Origin of the sequence: Cupriavidus cauae (genome assembly GCF_026210475.1) — a bacterium.
Taxonomy (GTDB): Bacteria; Pseudomonadota; Gammaproteobacteria; order Burkholderiales; family Burkholderiaceae; genus Cupriavidus; species Cupriavidus cauae.
This window is the reverse complement of the sequence record NZ_CP080293.1, coordinates 23722-38065: the sequence shown is the minus strand read 5'-3', so window position 1 is coordinate 38065 and position 14344 is coordinate 23722. Positions and strand designations below refer to the sequence as shown.

The 14344-nt window shown below is 61.5% G+C and carries 16 protein-coding genes, 1 tRNA gene and 1 pseudogene; 9 read left to right on the top strand and 9 right to left on the bottom strand.

Annotated elements, in window-relative coordinates; genetic code table 11:
- Window positions 1–27 precede the first annotated feature (27 nt).
- From otnC to KZ686_RS00185, 4 genes and pseudogenes are all read right to left on the bottom strand, one after another.
- Complete coding sequence (gene otnC / locus KZ686_RS00200; RefSeq protein ID WP_265632786.1) at window positions 28–666, bottom strand: 3-oxo-tetronate 4-phosphate decarboxylase; 639 nt, start codon at window positions 664–666, stop codon at window positions 28–30.
- Window positions 663–2015 carry a 3-oxo-tetronate kinase gene (otnK, locus tag KZ686_RS00195; RefSeq protein ID WP_265632785.1) on the bottom strand — a complete coding sequence of 451 codons (1353 nt, stop codon included), beginning with the start codon at window positions 2013–2015 and terminating at the stop codon, window positions 663–665. Before otnK ends, otnC begins: the two co-directional genes overlap by 4 nt.
- Window positions 2016–2083: 68 nt before the next feature.
- Window positions 2084–2980 (bottom strand): annotated as a pseudogene (gene ltnD, locus KZ686_RS00190) (L-threonate dehydrogenase); the annotation flags it as partial.
- Window positions 2981–3013: 33 nt separating this feature from the next.
- Window positions 3014–3718 carry a FadR/GntR family transcriptional regulator gene (locus KZ686_RS00185; protein ID WP_265632784.1) on the bottom strand — a complete coding sequence of 235 codons (705 nt, stop codon included), beginning with the start codon at window positions 3716–3718 and terminating at the stop codon, window positions 3014–3016.
- A 399-nt stretch (window positions 3719–4117) separates the two neighbouring features.
- Here KZ686_RS00185 and KZ686_RS00180 point away from each other — a divergent pair, with 399 nt between their 5' ends.
- Window positions 4118–5158, top strand: coding sequence for a phage integrase (locus KZ686_RS00180; RefSeq protein ID WP_265632783.1), 1041 nt, complete (start codon window positions 4118–4120; stop codon window positions 5156–5158).
- 119 nt (window positions 5159–5277) lie between these two features.
- Here the strand turns inward: KZ686_RS00180 and istB are convergent, their stop codons facing one another.
- The 3 genes from istB to KZ686_RS00165 all read right to left on the bottom strand — a co-directional run bounded on the left by istB (window position 5278) and on the right by KZ686_RS00165 (window position 8498).
- Complete coding sequence (gene istB, locus KZ686_RS00175; RefSeq protein ID WP_011516034.1) at window positions 5278–6084, bottom strand: IS21-like element ISRme20 family helper ATPase IstB; 807 nt, start codon at window positions 6082–6084, stop codon at window positions 5278–5280.
- Window positions 6084–7115: an IS21-like element ISRme20 family transposase gene (istA, locus tag KZ686_RS00170; protein WP_042976508.1), complete on the bottom strand. Its 1032-nt coding sequence runs from the start codon at window positions 7113–7115 to the stop codon at window positions 6084–6086. The genes istB and istA overlap by 1 nt, the downstream gene beginning before the upstream one ends.
- A gap of 193 nt (window positions 7116–7308) precedes the next feature.
- Window positions 7309–8498 (bottom strand): IS3 family transposase gene (locus KZ686_RS00165; RefSeq protein WP_390885778.1). Its coding sequence is split into 2 segments (ribosomal slippage): window positions 7309–8210 and window positions 8210–8498, totalling 1191 coding nucleotides; the frame shifts between segments, so codons are not numbered across the junction.
- On the opposite strand from KZ686_RS00165, the gene KZ686_RS00160 reads away from it, so the two are divergent.
- Window positions 8409–8816, top strand: a complete 408-nt coding sequence (locus tag KZ686_RS00160; RefSeq protein ID WP_265633505.1) for a hypothetical protein — start codon at window positions 8409–8411, stop codon at window positions 8814–8816. The genes KZ686_RS00165 and KZ686_RS00160 overlap by 90 nt on opposite strands.
- A gap of 216 nt (window positions 8817–9032) precedes the next feature.
- On the opposite strand, the gene KZ686_RS00155 is transcribed toward KZ686_RS00160, so the two are convergent.
- On the bottom strand, window positions 9033–9806 hold the full coding sequence (locus tag KZ686_RS00155; protein ID WP_265632782.1) for a hypothetical protein: 774 nt from the start codon (window positions 9804–9806) through the stop codon (window positions 9033–9035).
- Window positions 9807–10675: 869 nt separating this feature from the next.
- Between KZ686_RS00155 and KZ686_RS00150 the strand changes: the two genes are divergently transcribed.
- The 7 genes from KZ686_RS00150 to KZ686_RS00125 all read left to right on the top strand — a co-directional run bounded on the left by KZ686_RS00150 (window position 10676) and on the right by KZ686_RS00125 (window position 14012).
- Entirely contained in the window at window positions 10676–10936 is a 261-nt protein-coding gene (locus tag KZ686_RS00150; RefSeq protein ID WP_265632781.1) for a hypothetical protein, read from the top strand.
- 84 nt (window positions 10937–11020) lie between these two features.
- Window positions 11021–11434: a hypothetical protein gene (locus tag KZ686_RS00145; protein WP_265632780.1), complete on the top strand. Its 414-nt coding sequence runs from the start codon at window positions 11021–11023 to the stop codon at window positions 11432–11434.
- Window positions 11435–11436: 2 nt separating this feature from the next.
- Window positions 11437–11790 (top strand): DUF1376 domain-containing protein, encoded by a 354-nt coding sequence (locus KZ686_RS25485; protein WP_407648497.1) that lies wholly within the window; start codon window positions 11437–11439, stop codon window positions 11788–11790.
- 455 nt (window positions 11791–12245) lie between these two features.
- Window positions 12246–12461: a hypothetical protein gene (locus KZ686_RS00140; RefSeq protein WP_265632779.1), complete on the top strand. Its 216-nt coding sequence runs from the start codon at window positions 12246–12248 to the stop codon at window positions 12459–12461.
- Between the two features lie 10 nt (window positions 12462–12471).
- Window positions 12472–12702 (top strand): hypothetical protein, encoded by a 231-nt coding sequence (locus tag KZ686_RS00135; RefSeq protein ID WP_265632778.1) that lies wholly within the window; start codon window positions 12472–12474, stop codon window positions 12700–12702.
- Window positions 12695–13018, top strand: a complete 324-nt coding sequence (locus tag KZ686_RS00130; protein ID WP_265632777.1) for a hypothetical protein — start codon at window positions 12695–12697, stop codon at window positions 13016–13018. Before KZ686_RS00135 ends, KZ686_RS00130 begins: the two co-directional genes overlap by 8 nt.
- Window positions 13019–13070: 52 nt before the next feature.
- Entirely contained in the window at window positions 13071–14012 is a 942-nt protein-coding gene (locus tag KZ686_RS00125; protein ID WP_265632776.1) for a hypothetical protein, read from the top strand.
- A 106-nt stretch (window positions 14013–14118) separates the two neighbouring features.
- On the opposite strand, the gene KZ686_RS00120 is transcribed toward KZ686_RS00125, so the two are convergent.
- A tRNA-Leu gene (locus KZ686_RS00120) sits at window positions 14119–14203 on the bottom strand.
- Between the last annotated feature and the right edge of the window lie 141 nt (window positions 14204–14344).

Genomic DNA, 14344 nt, shown 5'->3' with positions numbered 1-14344 from the left:
CCCGTGCACACCGCGGGCTGGCGCGCGCTACCAGCGTGCGCCGAAGGTCTGGCGTAGTTCTTCGAGGGCCGCGGCGTCGAGCGGCGCCGGCTTCGGATCGGTCATCAACCACAGGCGCGCGGTTTCCTCGAGTTCTTCGAGCGCCCAGGACGCCTGCGACACCGACGCGCCCCACATCACGGGGCCGAGCCGATCCAGCAGTACGCCACGCACGCGCGAGGCCAGCGCGGCGACCTGCGCCGCCACCTCGGGGTCGCCAGGGCGCCGATAGCGCAGCAGCGGAATATGGCCGACCTTCATCACGTAATAGGGCGTGATCGGCGGCAGCACGTCGTCATCGCTCCAGACGCCGGCCAGCGTCAGCGCGACCAGATGCGTGGAGTGGGTATGGACCACGCCGCGCGCGCCCGGGTCGTTGGCGTAGATGCCACGATGCAGCGCCAGCGTCTTCGATGGCCTGTCGCCGGACACATGCCGGCCGTTCGCATCGACCTTGGCGATGCGCGCCGGGTCCAGGCGGCCCAGGCAGGCATCGGTGGGCGTGATCAGCCAGCCGTCATCGAGCCGAGCGCTGATATTGCCGGCGCTGCCTACCGCATGCCCGCGCGCATACAGGCTGGCGCCGATCGTGCAGATTTCCTCGCGCAGGCGGGTTTCCTCGCTCATAGCGCGCCTCCTTCCAGCTGACGCAGCGCCTTGGCAAAGAAGTCCACCGCGCCGAAATTCCCCGACTTGAGCGCCAGCCCCAAGGGCTCGGTATCGATGGTGGCGGTGGCCGGCACGCCGGGATCGATCTGTGCGCCGATCTGCAGCGATTTGACCTCGAGCGCCTGCACGACGGCGCCCGACGTCTCGCCGCCGGCGACGACGAACTTGCGCACGCCCATCTCGCGCAGACCGCGCGCGATGGCGGCGAGCGTTGCCTCCACCAGTTGGCCGGCCTCGGCCACGCCGAGCGCCTGCTGTACGTGACGCACTTCGTCGGGCGTCGCGGTGGCATAGATCAGTACCGGCTCGGGCAGATGCGAACGGGCAAACGCCAGCGCCTGCTCCACCACCGCTTCGCCGCGTGCCACCGCGAGCGGGTCGATGCGGAAACTCGGGCGGGCGTCTGCTGCCGAGTTCGTATTGGAATCGGAGTTCGTTGTCTCCCCGCGCCACGCCGCCACCTGCACATTGGTGGCTTGCGATGCGCTGCCTGCCAGCACGGCGGCGTAGCCCGCGATGCGCGGCAATTGCGCGGCATCGGTACGTTCGGCCAACAGACCCGCGCGGCGGAAGTTGGCGGGCAAGCCGAGCGCGATGCCCGAGCCGCCGGTCACCAGCGGCAGGTCGGCGCAGGCCTCGCCCAGGACATGCAGGTCGCGATCGGACAGCGCGTCGGCGATCGCCAGCCGTACGCCATCGGCGCGCAGCTGCCCGATCGCGTCGTGCACCGCGGCCGGGCCGGCGGCAATCGTGTCGTAGCGGATCAGACCGACCTTGCCGCGGGTTTGCCGTTGCAGCACGCGCACCAGGTTGGCATCGCGCATCGGCGTCAGCGGGTGGTTCTGCATGCCCGACTCGTTGAGCAGCGCATCGCCGACGAACAGGTGGCCGCGAAAGACGGTGCGGCCGTTCTCGGGAAAGGCCGGACAGGCGATCGAGAACCCAGGCTGGTCGCCGAGGGCATCGAGCAGTGCTTCCGCCACCGGGCCGATGTTGCCGGCGTCGGTCGAGTCGAAGGTCGAGCAGTACTTGAAGAAGAACTGGCGGCAGCCCTGTTCGCGCAGCCAGGCGAGCGCGCCCAGCGATTGCGCAATGGCATCGGCCGCGGTGATGGTGCGCGATTTGAGCGCCACGACGATGGCGTCCGCCTGCAGCGGCGCGGCGGACGGCGGCACGCCGATGGTCTGCACCGTGCGCATGCCGCTCTTGACCAGCATGTTGGCCAGATCGGTGGCGCCGGTGAAGTCGTCGGCGATACAACCAAGAAGCGGGCCCGGAAGCGGGCGGGGCGAGTTGGACTGGGACATGGGCAAACGGGGAGAGCGGGCAGCGGCAGCGGGCGACGGAGGACGAGCGACGTTCAGCGTGGCTGTCGTCAGCGTGAGGGCGGCAGCGTGATGCCGGGGAAGGTCTTGATCACCGCGGAGTCGTCCTCGCCACCATGGCCGGCGCTGGACGCGCTCATGAACATCTGGTGAGCGGTGGCCGACAGCGGCAGGGGAAACTTGCTGCGGCGCGCGGTATCGAGCACCAGGCCCAGGTCCTTGACGAAGATGTCGACCGCCGACAGTGGCGTGTAGTCGCCATTGAGGATATGCGGCACGCGGTTCTCGAACATCCACGAGTTGCCGGCGCTATGGGTTATCACGTCGTATAACGCGTCGGGATCGACGCCCTCGCGCAGGCCGAGGGCCATCGCCTCGGCGGCGGCCGCGATATGCACGCCGGCCAGCAACTGATTGATGATCTTGACCTTGGAGCCGGCACCGTACTGCTCGCCAAGGCGATAGACCTTGCCTGCCATGGCCTCCAGCACATCCTCGCAGGCGGCATAGGCGGCCGCCGGTCCCGACGTCATCATCGTCATCTCGCCCGACGCCGCGCGTGCCGCGCCGCCCGACACCGGCGCGTCGAGCATCAGCAGTCCCGCCGCTTCCAGGCGCGCGCCGAGTTGCGCGGCGAAGTCCGGGGCCACCGTGGCACTGGCGATCACGACGCTGCCGGGCTTCATGCGGGCAGCGGCGCCGTGCTCGCCGAGCAGTACCGCTTCGGTCTGCGCGGCATTGACCACCAGCGTCACCACCACGTCGCACTGCGCGCCCAATTCGGCCGGCGTGGCGCACGCGATGCCACCTTCGCCGGCGAACGCGCGCAGCACATCGTCGCGCACGTCGCAGGCGTGGACACGAAAGCCGGCGCGCAGCAGCGAGCGCGCAACGCCGAGGCCCATGGCACCGAGGCCGATGACTCCAATATGTCGTGACATGATCTGTTTCTGGTTGGCGCGTGCCGCCGCCGCGGCCGCTCAGCAGATGCCGGCTTGCGACAGCCGGCGCTCGGCGTTGTACAGGTGGGTGAGGGCGGCATTGCGCGCCGCCATGGGGTCGCGCGCACGGATCGCGTCGACGATGGCCGCATGTTCTTCGCGCACCTGGCGCGAGAAATCGTCGCGTGTCGCCTCGTTGCGGCGGGTCACTGCGACGCCGGCTTCGAGGTACTGGTTCAGGAAATTCAGTGTCTTGATGAAATAGGGGTTGCCGGTCACCGCGGCGATCTTGCGGTGGAAGGCCACATCCTCGGCCACGCCATCGCGCCCGGCGGCGACCGCCTCGTCGATGTTGGCCAGCGCCGCGTCGATGTCGGCGATATCCCGGTCCGTGCAGCGCCGCGCGGCCTCCGCCGCCACCTCCGCCTCGATGGCCCGGCGCACCGCCAGCAAATGCGGCATCGAGCTCGCCTCCACCGCCTCGGCGTAGTCGATCCGTAGCGGCCGGACCGCGCCATGCTCCTTCACGAACACACCGCTGCCCTGGCGCGGCTCGACCACCCCTTCGTTCTTCAGCCGGGAGATCGCCTCCCGAATCACCGTGCGGCTGACGCCGAACTGCTGCGCCAGCACGGCCTCGGTGGGCAGCTTGCCGGTGGCCGCAAAACTGCCGATCTCGATCTGCTTGAGCAGTTGCTGAGCGACCGTATCGCTCATCGCGGGGGCGGAAACCTTGTCGAACATGCCGGTGGTCGGTGTGATGCCTTATCAGGTAATAAGGTCATCATACAAATTTGGACTGAGGGGGTTCCATTGGGGTCAACCCTTGGGAACGGGCTTAAGGAGCCGAACCCGCTGGGTGCCACGCGGTATCAAATGTCGTGATACCTCGTGATACCTCTCGATACCGGGCAGCAAAGGCGACCAGTAAGGTGCGCGAAAAACCCACGCCGATGCATGTCCCTAATGGGGATGCTGGCCAAGCAATGTAGACAAGAGGGAATGGATTCGTGATGGTGCCCGGGGTCGGAGCCGGAACTCCCTCCTGCGGCACCATCTATTCCGTGAATAATCAAGGGATTACAGCGCTTTAGCCCGAATCTGAGTCGGTTTCAGTGGGGTAGCTTCTACGGTAAGCTACTCATGAAAGCGACTCTTGGTATCCTCCGCGTGACCCTCAAGTATGCCTTCCGCCGTGGCGGCGTCATTTACTTCCAGCGACCAGTCCCCAAGGACTTGCGAGACCGCTACCCGGGCAAGCTAATTAAGGCCAGTCTTGGCACTGGCGATGTCCGCATTGCGGCTCGCAAGATCGAGCAGCTAAACCGGGAGCTTGAGGCCGAGTGGACGCTTCTGCGGGCGAGTCCTGACGCGACCCCAAAGACCAGCAAGGCACAGGCGGAGGAGCTTCTCAAGAAGTGGGGACTATCGCCCGCACCAGCGGAGAACGATCCCGATGCGCGAGACCTCTTTTACGACCACCTCGAAGCTAAGCGAGAGCGGTATGCGGGAGGTGATGAGCACCTGTATCGGGAGAATCCGGCGGAGGAGTACCTCGATCCCGTTGAAATCAAGGCGGCGCAACTTTTGGCAGGGACCATCAAGCCGACACTGAGCGATGCCTTAGAGCTTTACCTGGAGGTGCACCCTAAGCGGACCGACGAGAAATTTGTCACGTACACCAAACGGGCCTTTGCAACGGTGACGACTGCGATAGGCGATAAGGCTATTCAAGACTTATCCCGACAGGATGCTCATGAGTATGTCGCCAAGGAGCAGCAACGAGGGAACAAGACCGGCACCATTCGGCGGCGTCTTAATGTCATAAAGTCTGTGATTGAGACTTACCTCCGTGAGAAGGAGATAGACCGCAAGAACCCATTTGCGTCTGTCCCAATTCCGACCGAGGGGGCCGATGAGAAGAAGCGCAAGCCGTTCTCTGAGGATGAACTCAAGACGCTCTTTGCTGCGTGCAAGGAGAAGGATGATGAAGTGCGGTGGCTCATTGCCATTCTCGGGGATACAGGCGCTCGGTTGGCAGAGGTTGCAGGTTTAGCATTGGACGACATCAAGCTCGATGCCGAGACTCCTCACGTTGTCATCCAGCCGCACCGGTGGAGGTCCCTCAAGAATGTCAACAGCAACTTAGAAGTGACCCACTTGGGCCGTTGTGCAGCACATTAGATTTGACCCACCTGGGTCACCAAGTTGATGCCCAGCATGTTGCGTGACCCTGGGTCAGCGTCAGTTGCTGGCCATCGGTTTCGCCTGACCCAGGGTCAAACGATGTTGCTGATCATCACTTACGCGTGCATCTCCAGTTGCTGTTCAGCACTTTCGGATGCACGGGATCGGATCACGCCGGCTTTTCGCTTGTCCTTCAGTCGGTAGCTTTCGCCTTTGATCTGTAGAACATGGCTGTGATGCAGGAGGCGGTCGAGCAACGCGGCCGTGAGCGTCTGATCTCCGGCGAACGTCTGGTCCCATTGCCCGAACGGCAAGTTGCTCGTTACGATCACGGAACCCTTTTCATACCGCTTGGCGATCACCTGGAAGAACAGATTGGCATCGTCCCGGCCGAGCGGCAGATAGCCGACCTCATCAATGATCAACAGCCGTGGGTTCATGATGTTGCGCTTCAGGAAGTCGGCCAATCGATCCTGCCGGGAAGCGGCGGCCAAGGCAATGACGAGATCCGCCGCAGAGATGAAGCGCGTCTTGATCCCCATCTGCGTTGCGATGTAACCGAGTGCGATCGCCAGATGCGTTTTGCCAAGGCCGCTCGGCCCGAGCAACACGATGTTCTCGGCGCGCTCGACGAAGGCCATCGACGACAGCTCCAGCACCGATTTCTTGGCAACGCCGTGAGCAAACGTAAAGTCGAACTCCTCCAGCGTCTTCAGCACAGGGAAGCCGGCCGTGCGCAGCAACATGGATTTGGTCCGCGTGTGCTTCGCGTCCATCGCAGATTTCAACAGCGCCTCGAAGAAGTCGGCAAACGTGAGTTGGTTCGCTGCCGCGCGAGCTGCCAACATGCTGTACTGCTCGCCCATCGTGTCGATCCGCAGTTGTCGACAGGCTTCGAGGATACGTTCGTGCTGGATGTCCATCAACGTGCCTCCGTCAGCAGGGCTTGATACACTGACAGCTGATGCTGCAGCGGCGTATCATCGAACCGCGACGGCGGTGGCATCGTCGGCACGGAAGCTGACGGCAGGTTCGCGCGCCACGGCTCCGGCAACTGCTGCAGCTTCGGTTGCTCAAGCAGGAGACGCTCGAGCGGCGACTGTCCAGTCGTGCCGTGGATGCGCACATTGGCGACATCTCTCAGCCAGCGCACGACCTCGGCGTTCGCCGTGGTCGCGTCAAGCGAGAGGCGATCCTGAGCGAGCCGGCTTGCCAGCGGATTGTAGAAGCTGCGGCGCAGGTATCCGTTGAAGCGCTCAACCTTCCCCTTGGTCTTCGCTCGGTAGGGCTTGCACAGGCGCGGCACGAAGCCGTGGTGCTTCGCAAAGTCGAGGAAGGCCGGTTGATAGCGATGCAGTCCGGGACCATAGGCGTCTCGGCCAATCACCACCGTCTTGACGTTGTCGTACAGGACCTCGCGAGGAACCCCACCGAAGAAGTCGAACGCGCGCTCATGGCATCCCAGCAGCGTCGGCAATCGTTCGTCGGTCACGAACTCGACGTAACTCGCCCGACTGTAACCGAGCGTCGCAACGAATGCCGACAGCGGCAGCTTGCCACGTCGCAACACGATCCAGTCGACCTGCATCTGCTGCCCCGGATCGGTTTCGAAACGTACCAGTGGCTCCGGCGCCTTGATCGACTTCAGCGACCGCAGATAGACCCGCAGCCGCGTCAGGCCTCCGTCATAACCCATCGCGCGAATCTCGATCAGCAGCGCGGTCGCCGGCAGCCAGGCCGGATGCGCTGCGCGAACCCGGTCATGCAGATAGGTTTTGAACGGATCGAGCTTCTGCGTGCGCCCCGATCGCGGCGCACGATCCTGCTCAGCACAACTGCGTAAGTATTTGCGCACGGTGTTCCTCGACAGCCCCAGTTCCCGCGAGATCTCCCGGATTCCTAATCCTTGGCGGGCCAACACACGTATTTCCACGATTACCTCCCTTGTAAGCACTGGCCCTCCAAAAAGGGCCCATCCTACCCGGGTGGGTCAAATCCAATGTGCTGCCGCTGGGTCATTTTCAACGTGCTGCTGACAAGAACAAGTCGAGTGAGCGTGTGGTGCCTCTCCTTGGTCATGCCCTATGGGCCGCGCAGCGGGTCAGAGAGAAGGCCATGAAGGGGCAGCGTGCGGTGGTCAAGTTTTATCAGACAGTCGTTAAGGTGGTCTGGTTGAACTTGTCCTCGTAATCCTGCGGCGACTCATACCCCAGTGTCGAATGCAGACGCATGGGGTTATAGAAGCCAACGATGTACTGCATGATGTCGCGCCGGGCTTCGGCCCGGTCGGCGTAGCGGCGCTGCCACACGCGCTCCATTTTCAAGTTCAGGAAGAAGCGTTCGGCCACCGCGTTGTCCCAGCAGTCGCCCAGGCGGCTCATGCTGCAGACCATCCCGTGACGCGCCAGCAAGCTCTGGTACTCGTCGCTGGCGTACTGGCTGCCACGATCCGAATGCACGATCAGACCCGGCCCCGGCTTGCGGTGCGCAATGGCCATCTGCAACGCGCTTACCACCAGGGTGGACGGCATGGCCGCGGCCATGGACCAGCCCACGACCTTGCGGGAGTACAGGTCCAGCACCACCGCCAGGTACAGCCAGCCCTCTAGCGTGCGGATATACGTGATATCCGACACCCACGCCTGGTTGGGCGCCGCGGGTCTGAACTGTCGATCCAGCACGTTGCGCGCGACCGGCCGGTCGTGCCGGCTGTTGGTCGTTGCCACAAATTTGCGTTTCCACACCGGACGCAGATGGGCCTGACGCATCAGCGTGCGAGCGCGATACCGGCCGATCTTGACCCCTTGCCGGCTCACATCCCGCGCCACCCGCCGGCTGCCATAGGTGCGCCCGCTGGCCTCGAATGCGGCGCGCACGTACACCATCTGTCTGGTCCGCTTGGCGTCGCCACCGGGGCGGCGCAAGAACGCATAATAGCCAGCGCGGCTGACACCCAGCGCCAGGCAGGCGCGGCTCAGGGGAATGGCCTCCTTCTGCAAACCACTGACTGCGTGATACATCACTTCAGTTCGCGGGCGAAGAAGGCCGATGCCTTTTTTAGGATCAGGTTGTCCTCCTTCAGGCGCCGGTTCTCTTCCTCCAGCTGACGGATGCGTTGCTGCTCCGGCGTCAGCGGCCTACCAATCCCCTTCTCGCCCTTGAGCTCGGCGTCGTACTGGGCCAGCCAGCGCCGTACGGCCGTCTCGCCAATGGCCATCGAGTGGCACACCTCGGCCACCGACAGGCCTTGATCCCGGATCATCCGGACCACCTCCAGCTTGAAGGCAGGGTCAAATTTGCGGCGTTGCTTCATGGTTCGGTCTTTTTCCTCGTCGATCGTGATTTTCCACTTATCGACCTGTCTGAGGAAATTGAACCACCGCAGCGGTTCGCTTTCCCCCGGTACACCTCAGCGGAGGGAACGAAGGCGGACATTGCATCCGCGACCATCGCAAAGTGGATTCGGGGAATGGGGATCGAGCACACCGCCCATGAGCTACGACACACGATGGCCGACAGACTGAGAGAGGTGCAGTGTCCTGAAGACATCCGCTTTGCCATCGGCGGGTGGGCATCGAAGGACATCGGGTCCAAGTACGGGAAGGGCTATAGCCTTCGCGTCATGGCGGAGTGGCTCGCCAAGGTGGCCATCTAACAGGAGGAGTAGTCATGGACTCAAAACAACACAGACTCACGCTGACCTGGGAAACCCCGAATGGGACCCGCACGGAGACCCTGACGTTTCCCTTCAGGCCAACTGAGGAGGAGCTAGGGCTCAAGCTCGCGGTGTTCTTCGGTGCCGATAACTTCCGCTTTAACGAGGCCCTTCAGGAAGTCCATGAGTGTGTCCTAGTGGAGCTTAGCTCGGACCTCAGCTAGCGCGGCGCGCACGAGACGCTCTATCAATGAGATACGCGAGGCGATGACACTCCGGGGTTGTCACCAAATAGTCCTTAGTGCTCCGGCATCGCATGTCTTGGTCAATGTGGCGCTCGGAATCATGGGGTACCACCCAAACTTCCTCGTCCCGCTCTTCCGATATCAGACCGATGTTCTTGAGGCGTAGGGCCCATATTCCAACATATCCGCCAATCTCAAATGGAGCAGCGGGGCGTAAGTAACCCCCCTCCAGTTCGCAGTGCGCTTGATCGTCAGCCACCAGTATTTTGGCCCAACCTAGGGCTTTAAGGCATTCCCGTTGGTGCTCACTTAAGCGGGGGACCTGAGCTTTAAGATATCCCGCGAACTCAAGGAATTCCTTGTCATTCAGGGTTTCCGCAGCCTGAAACATTTGTTCCTCACCTTCGGTTGCCGTTCGCCCCTCCAACACAATCTCCGCGGTCAGAAGACCGATTACCCGCGGGCCCAACTCGCGAGACGCAGATAAGCAGACACGCCTATACGCGTCGAACAGTAAGGAAGAAACTTCGTCTCGCTCGGACACCTTTAGTAGCAGATCATCAAGGTCTGCCGACTGACAGCGAACGTCCGCTTGCTTTTGAAATTCTTCCAGAAACGAATCATAGAATTTCTCCGCGCGATATTGGGACCATCTTTCGATGACCTTGCCTTTAATGAACTCGCCAACATACTTAACAACCGCGGTCTTGGCGGAAGAAACAAGTGCTGAGGTAACGGGTTCCATTGAGATAAACGTAATAGTCCGAAAATATTTTGCCAGAAAAATCTCAGAGCCCACTCAAGAATTCGGGCTTGGCAGTTTCCCCCCGTGCCTCCCACCGTGTCCTCGCAAAGGTGTCACCACCCCTGATCCCGGTGGCACACCCTCATGTCAGGCTGGAGTATATCCCTATCGGACGCCGCTCTCTAACGGGCGCCTTTGTCTCCAGTCCGAGGGGTGTTGGGCTTAGGCTTCCAGCCGCTAGCCATCTTCCGGCTCCACTCCTCATGGGCTTCCCGCTCAAGCTGCGTGAGTCCGCGTAAGTTAAAGATTGGGACCCTATCCTGACAGGTGGCACTAAAGGAGAGAGAGCCGTTCACCGACCGCCGCGTACATGCAACCCCGAAAAACACGTTAGCCGAAGATGGGCGAAGTTAGGGTTAGTGGCGACAATAGGAAGGAGCCGACGAAGTTAGCCGAAGATGTTTTCGGGGAAGTTTCGCAGGACGGCCCCACGAATGCAGCGCAGCGTCATCACGGAAGGTTCCCTTCTGCGGCCTTGAGGGAGGACGGTAGGAGGCCACCGGATGGCTGACGAGGCGCTCATACATCCCACCACCCACCATCATTTATCAACCCTCTCGTTCTGCTTTGCTCCGTAGGTAAGCACGGGTCGGTGGGAATCATTCGCCATTAGTCCATGAATGGTGATCCTTTGACAGGCCCTTAGACTCACGTTTCCTTTCCTTTCCTTGGCGTGGGTCTAGGGGTGCTGTTTTTCTTCTGGACGAGTGCGAGTCCGTCCATCAGTAGCTTTCGATATCTGCAAACACACTGAGGTCCCTTTGAGGGGCCTTTTTGTTTTGCGATTCACCACTCACAGCACAGACACCATGACTACCAAACCAACCATCGCTTACTCCCCGCGACTCCCCCGAACCACCTCAGCATTCTGGCGGATTCGCGTAGAGGCTCCCCTTGCAGAAAAACTCCAGGCCGCTCAACGCCGCCCCGAACTTGCCATCAAGGATGGCCGCATGCCGAGCACCTCCCTGCTTATCCGCCGTGCGATTCAGCGATACACAGCCGACCTCGCAGCGATGAAGGCGGATGAACTGAAAGACGAAGTGCTTGCGCTACACCGACTCATCTGACTGACCACCATGCTTACGCTACAGATCAGCATCCCCCACCATGGTCTCCGCATTCCGACAAAGCGACCCACGAAGACGGACCGGTTGCGCGCCTATCTTAAGGCCGGAAAGCATCTCCGCGATGACGCCAAGGGACTCACCCTAGGGAACGTCAAGACGCAGCGAGAGATTGCACGCGATGTTGGCTTTAGGGACCACTCAGGCGTCCGCTATGTGATCCGCCGCGAGTTTCCCGACATTGCAGACCTTATGACCGAGCGCCGTCCTTTCCCGGAGCAGAAGTCACCGAAGAAATCGGCATTCATTCGATACGTCAAAGCCGGTCAGCATCTCCGGGACCCTGATGGAAAGCCTGATGCTGCAAACCTCAAGTCACAGCGTGAGATGGCTTCGGACCTCAGCGTGGACCGAATGCTCATCTCCTACTACATGCGAGAGTACTTCCCCGACCTCGCAGCAATCATGACCACCAAGCAATGGTCTCGCCATAAGGAGTAGCCGTGAAGCTCCCATTCCAACAGGTGGATGTGGGCGAGTGGTTCGAGCGGACTGCGCACCTATCCATCATGGAGATCGGGATTCTCAGCTACCTTGAGAAGTCCTATTGGCGCACCGGAGAGCTACCCCCCAGAGAAGCAATTGAGAAAGCCATAAGGATGCGCGACGGGGACCCCGCTGCGTTGGACAGCATCCTTGCTCACTACTTTCCTGATGGCCGCTCGCCGCACCTGGATGCACAGCGCGCTGCTGCAATCGACCTCTCCCAGAGACGCAGCAGCAATGCGAGGAAGCAGCACGCAGAGAGACGGGGGCCGACACCTCGACCCGACTCAGGTAGCAATCAAGATTTCTGAGTGCACGTGTAGTGCAGATGCAGTGCAGATGCAGTGGCCGTGCATGGTAACAATAACAACAACACAACCAGAAACAGCAACACTAAGAGATAGACCTGCGGCAGCTTCGCTGCTGAGGACATGGATTGATGGACATGGATGATGTCTCAATCCTTGTCTCCCCCGAAGGGGCCCCTTTAGGGGCTCCTAAAGCGGTTTAAACGGGCCGCTACACCTCTCCCAGCTTTCCACCTACCTGCCCTAGGCGACCCCACATTCGTACGTCTGGAAGGCTCGTATTGCATTCCTATGGACCCTTTTGAAACCGAACTACACAGAACCATTGCGGTGCTGGAGGAGATGCTCGCCAGTTATCGGGAGCGCATCCCTTCCGTCTATCTCAACTCGTTCAACAAGAGTGTGTACACGCGCATAGGCCGCGCGAAGTCTCACCTGTTGCTCCTTGGAAACACCGAATGACTGACGACACCGCCAAGAAGCGCAAGCGCAGGACCCGTGCGAATGATCCGAGGTTTGACCTGCGCAAGCGGCTAGACCGATTCCTCGATAACCCAACGAACCCCAGCACCCTCGATTCATTGGTGTGGGGTCTCGTTGACTATGAACTCAATGCACGTCTGTTGGCAGTGCTGCCTGTAGAGGCGGACACCGCCGAGGACATCATCAACTAAGGACACCCTCATGGCTACCTACACCCCTGAGCAACTCATCGACTTCTACAAACGCGGCATCCGCTATTTCGTGACCAATGAAGACGGCAGCTTCGGCCCCGGCTTCTCTGACTTCGGCAGTGCTGCGAAGGCTGGAGGTCTTCCCACTAACGGCGTGGCGATTGTCAGCGTCGATGGCTCAACGGTCGTTCACAACCGTACTGCCCCGGACTTCTACGACTTCGGGAAGCACCGTGGCTGACATCACCGAGGACACGATAGTCCATCTCGAAGGCATGACCGGCACAGTCCGGGCATTCGTGGCCGGTGGATGGCTGGAGCCCAGAGAGGGCGAGGATGGCAAGGTGACGTACCTGACCAAAGGACCGTACCCGCATCCCCCCGAAGTGGTCCCTCCAGACTCCCCCAAGTACCCGCATGTCGATCCCTACAGCCTCCGCGGCTTGCAAATGCGTGGCTATCGCGTGATGGCCGGTAAGACCCGCGAGGAGGACCGCGTAGAGATCGGCGGGGGATTCTTCCGCATCTCAGCAGCCCGAGAGAACGGGCTCATCTGACTGGCAGCAACAACGCTGCCAACCCACTTTCAATTTCCAAGGATCAATCATCATGGGCGATTTCGCTAGCTATCAAACCCCCGTTTCCACCGAGGCAGACCAACCGACCTCGCAAACGATCACCAGCACCGAAGGCGGGACGTATTCCGTCACTATCGACGGCAACGGGTCCCGTTCGAGCTATTCCTCTGTCAGCACTGTCAACACCGCTGAGGACTTCTCCGCGTTCGATGCAGGGGACTGGCGCAGTACGGCACGCACGGACCAGGGTTCCCCGACCAACGAGATTACGAAGGACAGCGTTGTCACCATCGGAGGCGTAACCGCCAAGGTCGAGACCTTCGCAGCGACCGGCATTCTTCAGAAGCAGGGCGACCAGTATGTACTTGCCGGAGGCAATGCGAGCGGAGGTCAACCGCAGCAGGCAAGGGCCGAACAGGAGCAACAGGAACAAGGACGGGGCAACGACACGGCCTTGATGCCGCGAGACGTGGTAGAGACCATTGATCGAGCGGTGGAAGGGATGTCTCAGGCCACCGTGCAAAGCGGCATGGCTCTCGGAGTAGCCGCAGCAGTAGGCGACATTTCCGTTGAGGACGTTGCCGCTGGCGTGGCCCGACATACGGGATTGGACCCGGCAGACGCTGCGCAGCGGACCGGGTTCATCATCGACGCTTACCAAGCGCAGACCGACCAATTCCTCAGGTCCCAGATGGGGCTGTCCGCTGAGGGCCTTGACGGCTTTTATGAGTGGGCCAAGCAGCCTGAGAACAAGAGCGCCCTTCAGGAGGCCATTAAGGGGCAACTGTATGGGAACTCGATGGCCGGTTGGCGACCTCTCGTGGGTAAGTACTTCGCAACGGTATCGCCTAGCACGGATGCCCTGAAGTCTCGCGGGTTCGAGACGAAACAGTCGTCTGACGGCACAACGCTAGTGCGGATTCAGGGGCAGTGGATGTCGGTCGCGTCCGCAGCGAGTGCCGGGTTTATCTAAGCTTGGAGCGGGCCTTGGGGGTGGGGTAACATTCTGGGGTAACTCAACCCACCCCACGAGACCACCTCTAGGCCAGATAAGGCTTGGCGGGCCGTGAGTCTGTAAGTGGTGCCCGGGGTCGGACTCGAACCGACACGCCTTGCGGCGGGGGATTTTGAGTCCCCTGCGTCTACCTGTTTCACCACCCGGGCGGGTGCGCGATCGTGCCGGAGGGTTGCCGGAGAAACGGCGGAGGCACTGCGCTGAGCAGCGGATTATGCCGCAAATCGACTGGCCGGACAACCAAGGGGGGGCCGGCCACGGACTGGCCGGGCGCCGATTGGCCGGCCGCA

Excerpts from the sequence above, each read along its gene's own strand:
- otnC (WP_265632786.1), bottom strand. The coding sequence starts at position 666 with ATGAGCGAGGAAACCCGCCTGCGCGAGGAAATCTGCACGATCGGCGCC.
- otnK (WP_265632785.1), bottom strand. The coding sequence starts at position 2,015 with ATGTCCCAGTCCAACTCGCCCCGCCCGCTTCCGGGCCCGCTTCTTGGT.
- KZ686_RS00185 (WP_265632784.1), bottom strand. The coding sequence starts at position 3,718 with ATGTTCGACAAGGTTTCCGCCCCCGCGATGAGCGATACGGTCGCTCAG.
- KZ686_RS00180 (WP_265632783.1), top strand. The coding sequence starts at position 4,118 with ATGAAAGCGACTCTTGGTATCCTCCGCGTGACCCTCAAGTATGCCTTC.
- istB (WP_011516034.1), bottom strand. The coding sequence starts at position 6,084 with ATGGACATCCAGCACGAACGTATCCTCGAAGCCTGTCGACAACTGCGG.
- KZ686_RS00155 (WP_265632782.1), bottom strand. The coding sequence starts at position 9,806 with ATGGAACCCGTTACCTCAGCACTTGTTTCTTCCGCCAAGACCGCGGTT.
- KZ686_RS00150 (WP_265632781.1), top strand. The coding sequence starts at position 10,676 with ATGACTACCAAACCAACCATCGCTTACTCCCCGCGACTCCCCCGAACC.
- KZ686_RS00140 (WP_265632779.1), top strand. The coding sequence starts at position 12,246 with ATGACTGACGACACCGCCAAGAAGCGCAAGCGCAGGACCCGTGCGAAT.
- KZ686_RS00135 (WP_265632778.1), top strand. The coding sequence starts at position 12,472 with ATGGCTACCTACACCCCTGAGCAACTCATCGACTTCTACAAACGCGGC.
- KZ686_RS00125 (WP_265632776.1), top strand. The coding sequence starts at position 13,071 with ATGGGCGATTTCGCTAGCTATCAAACCCCCGTTTCCACCGAGGCAGAC.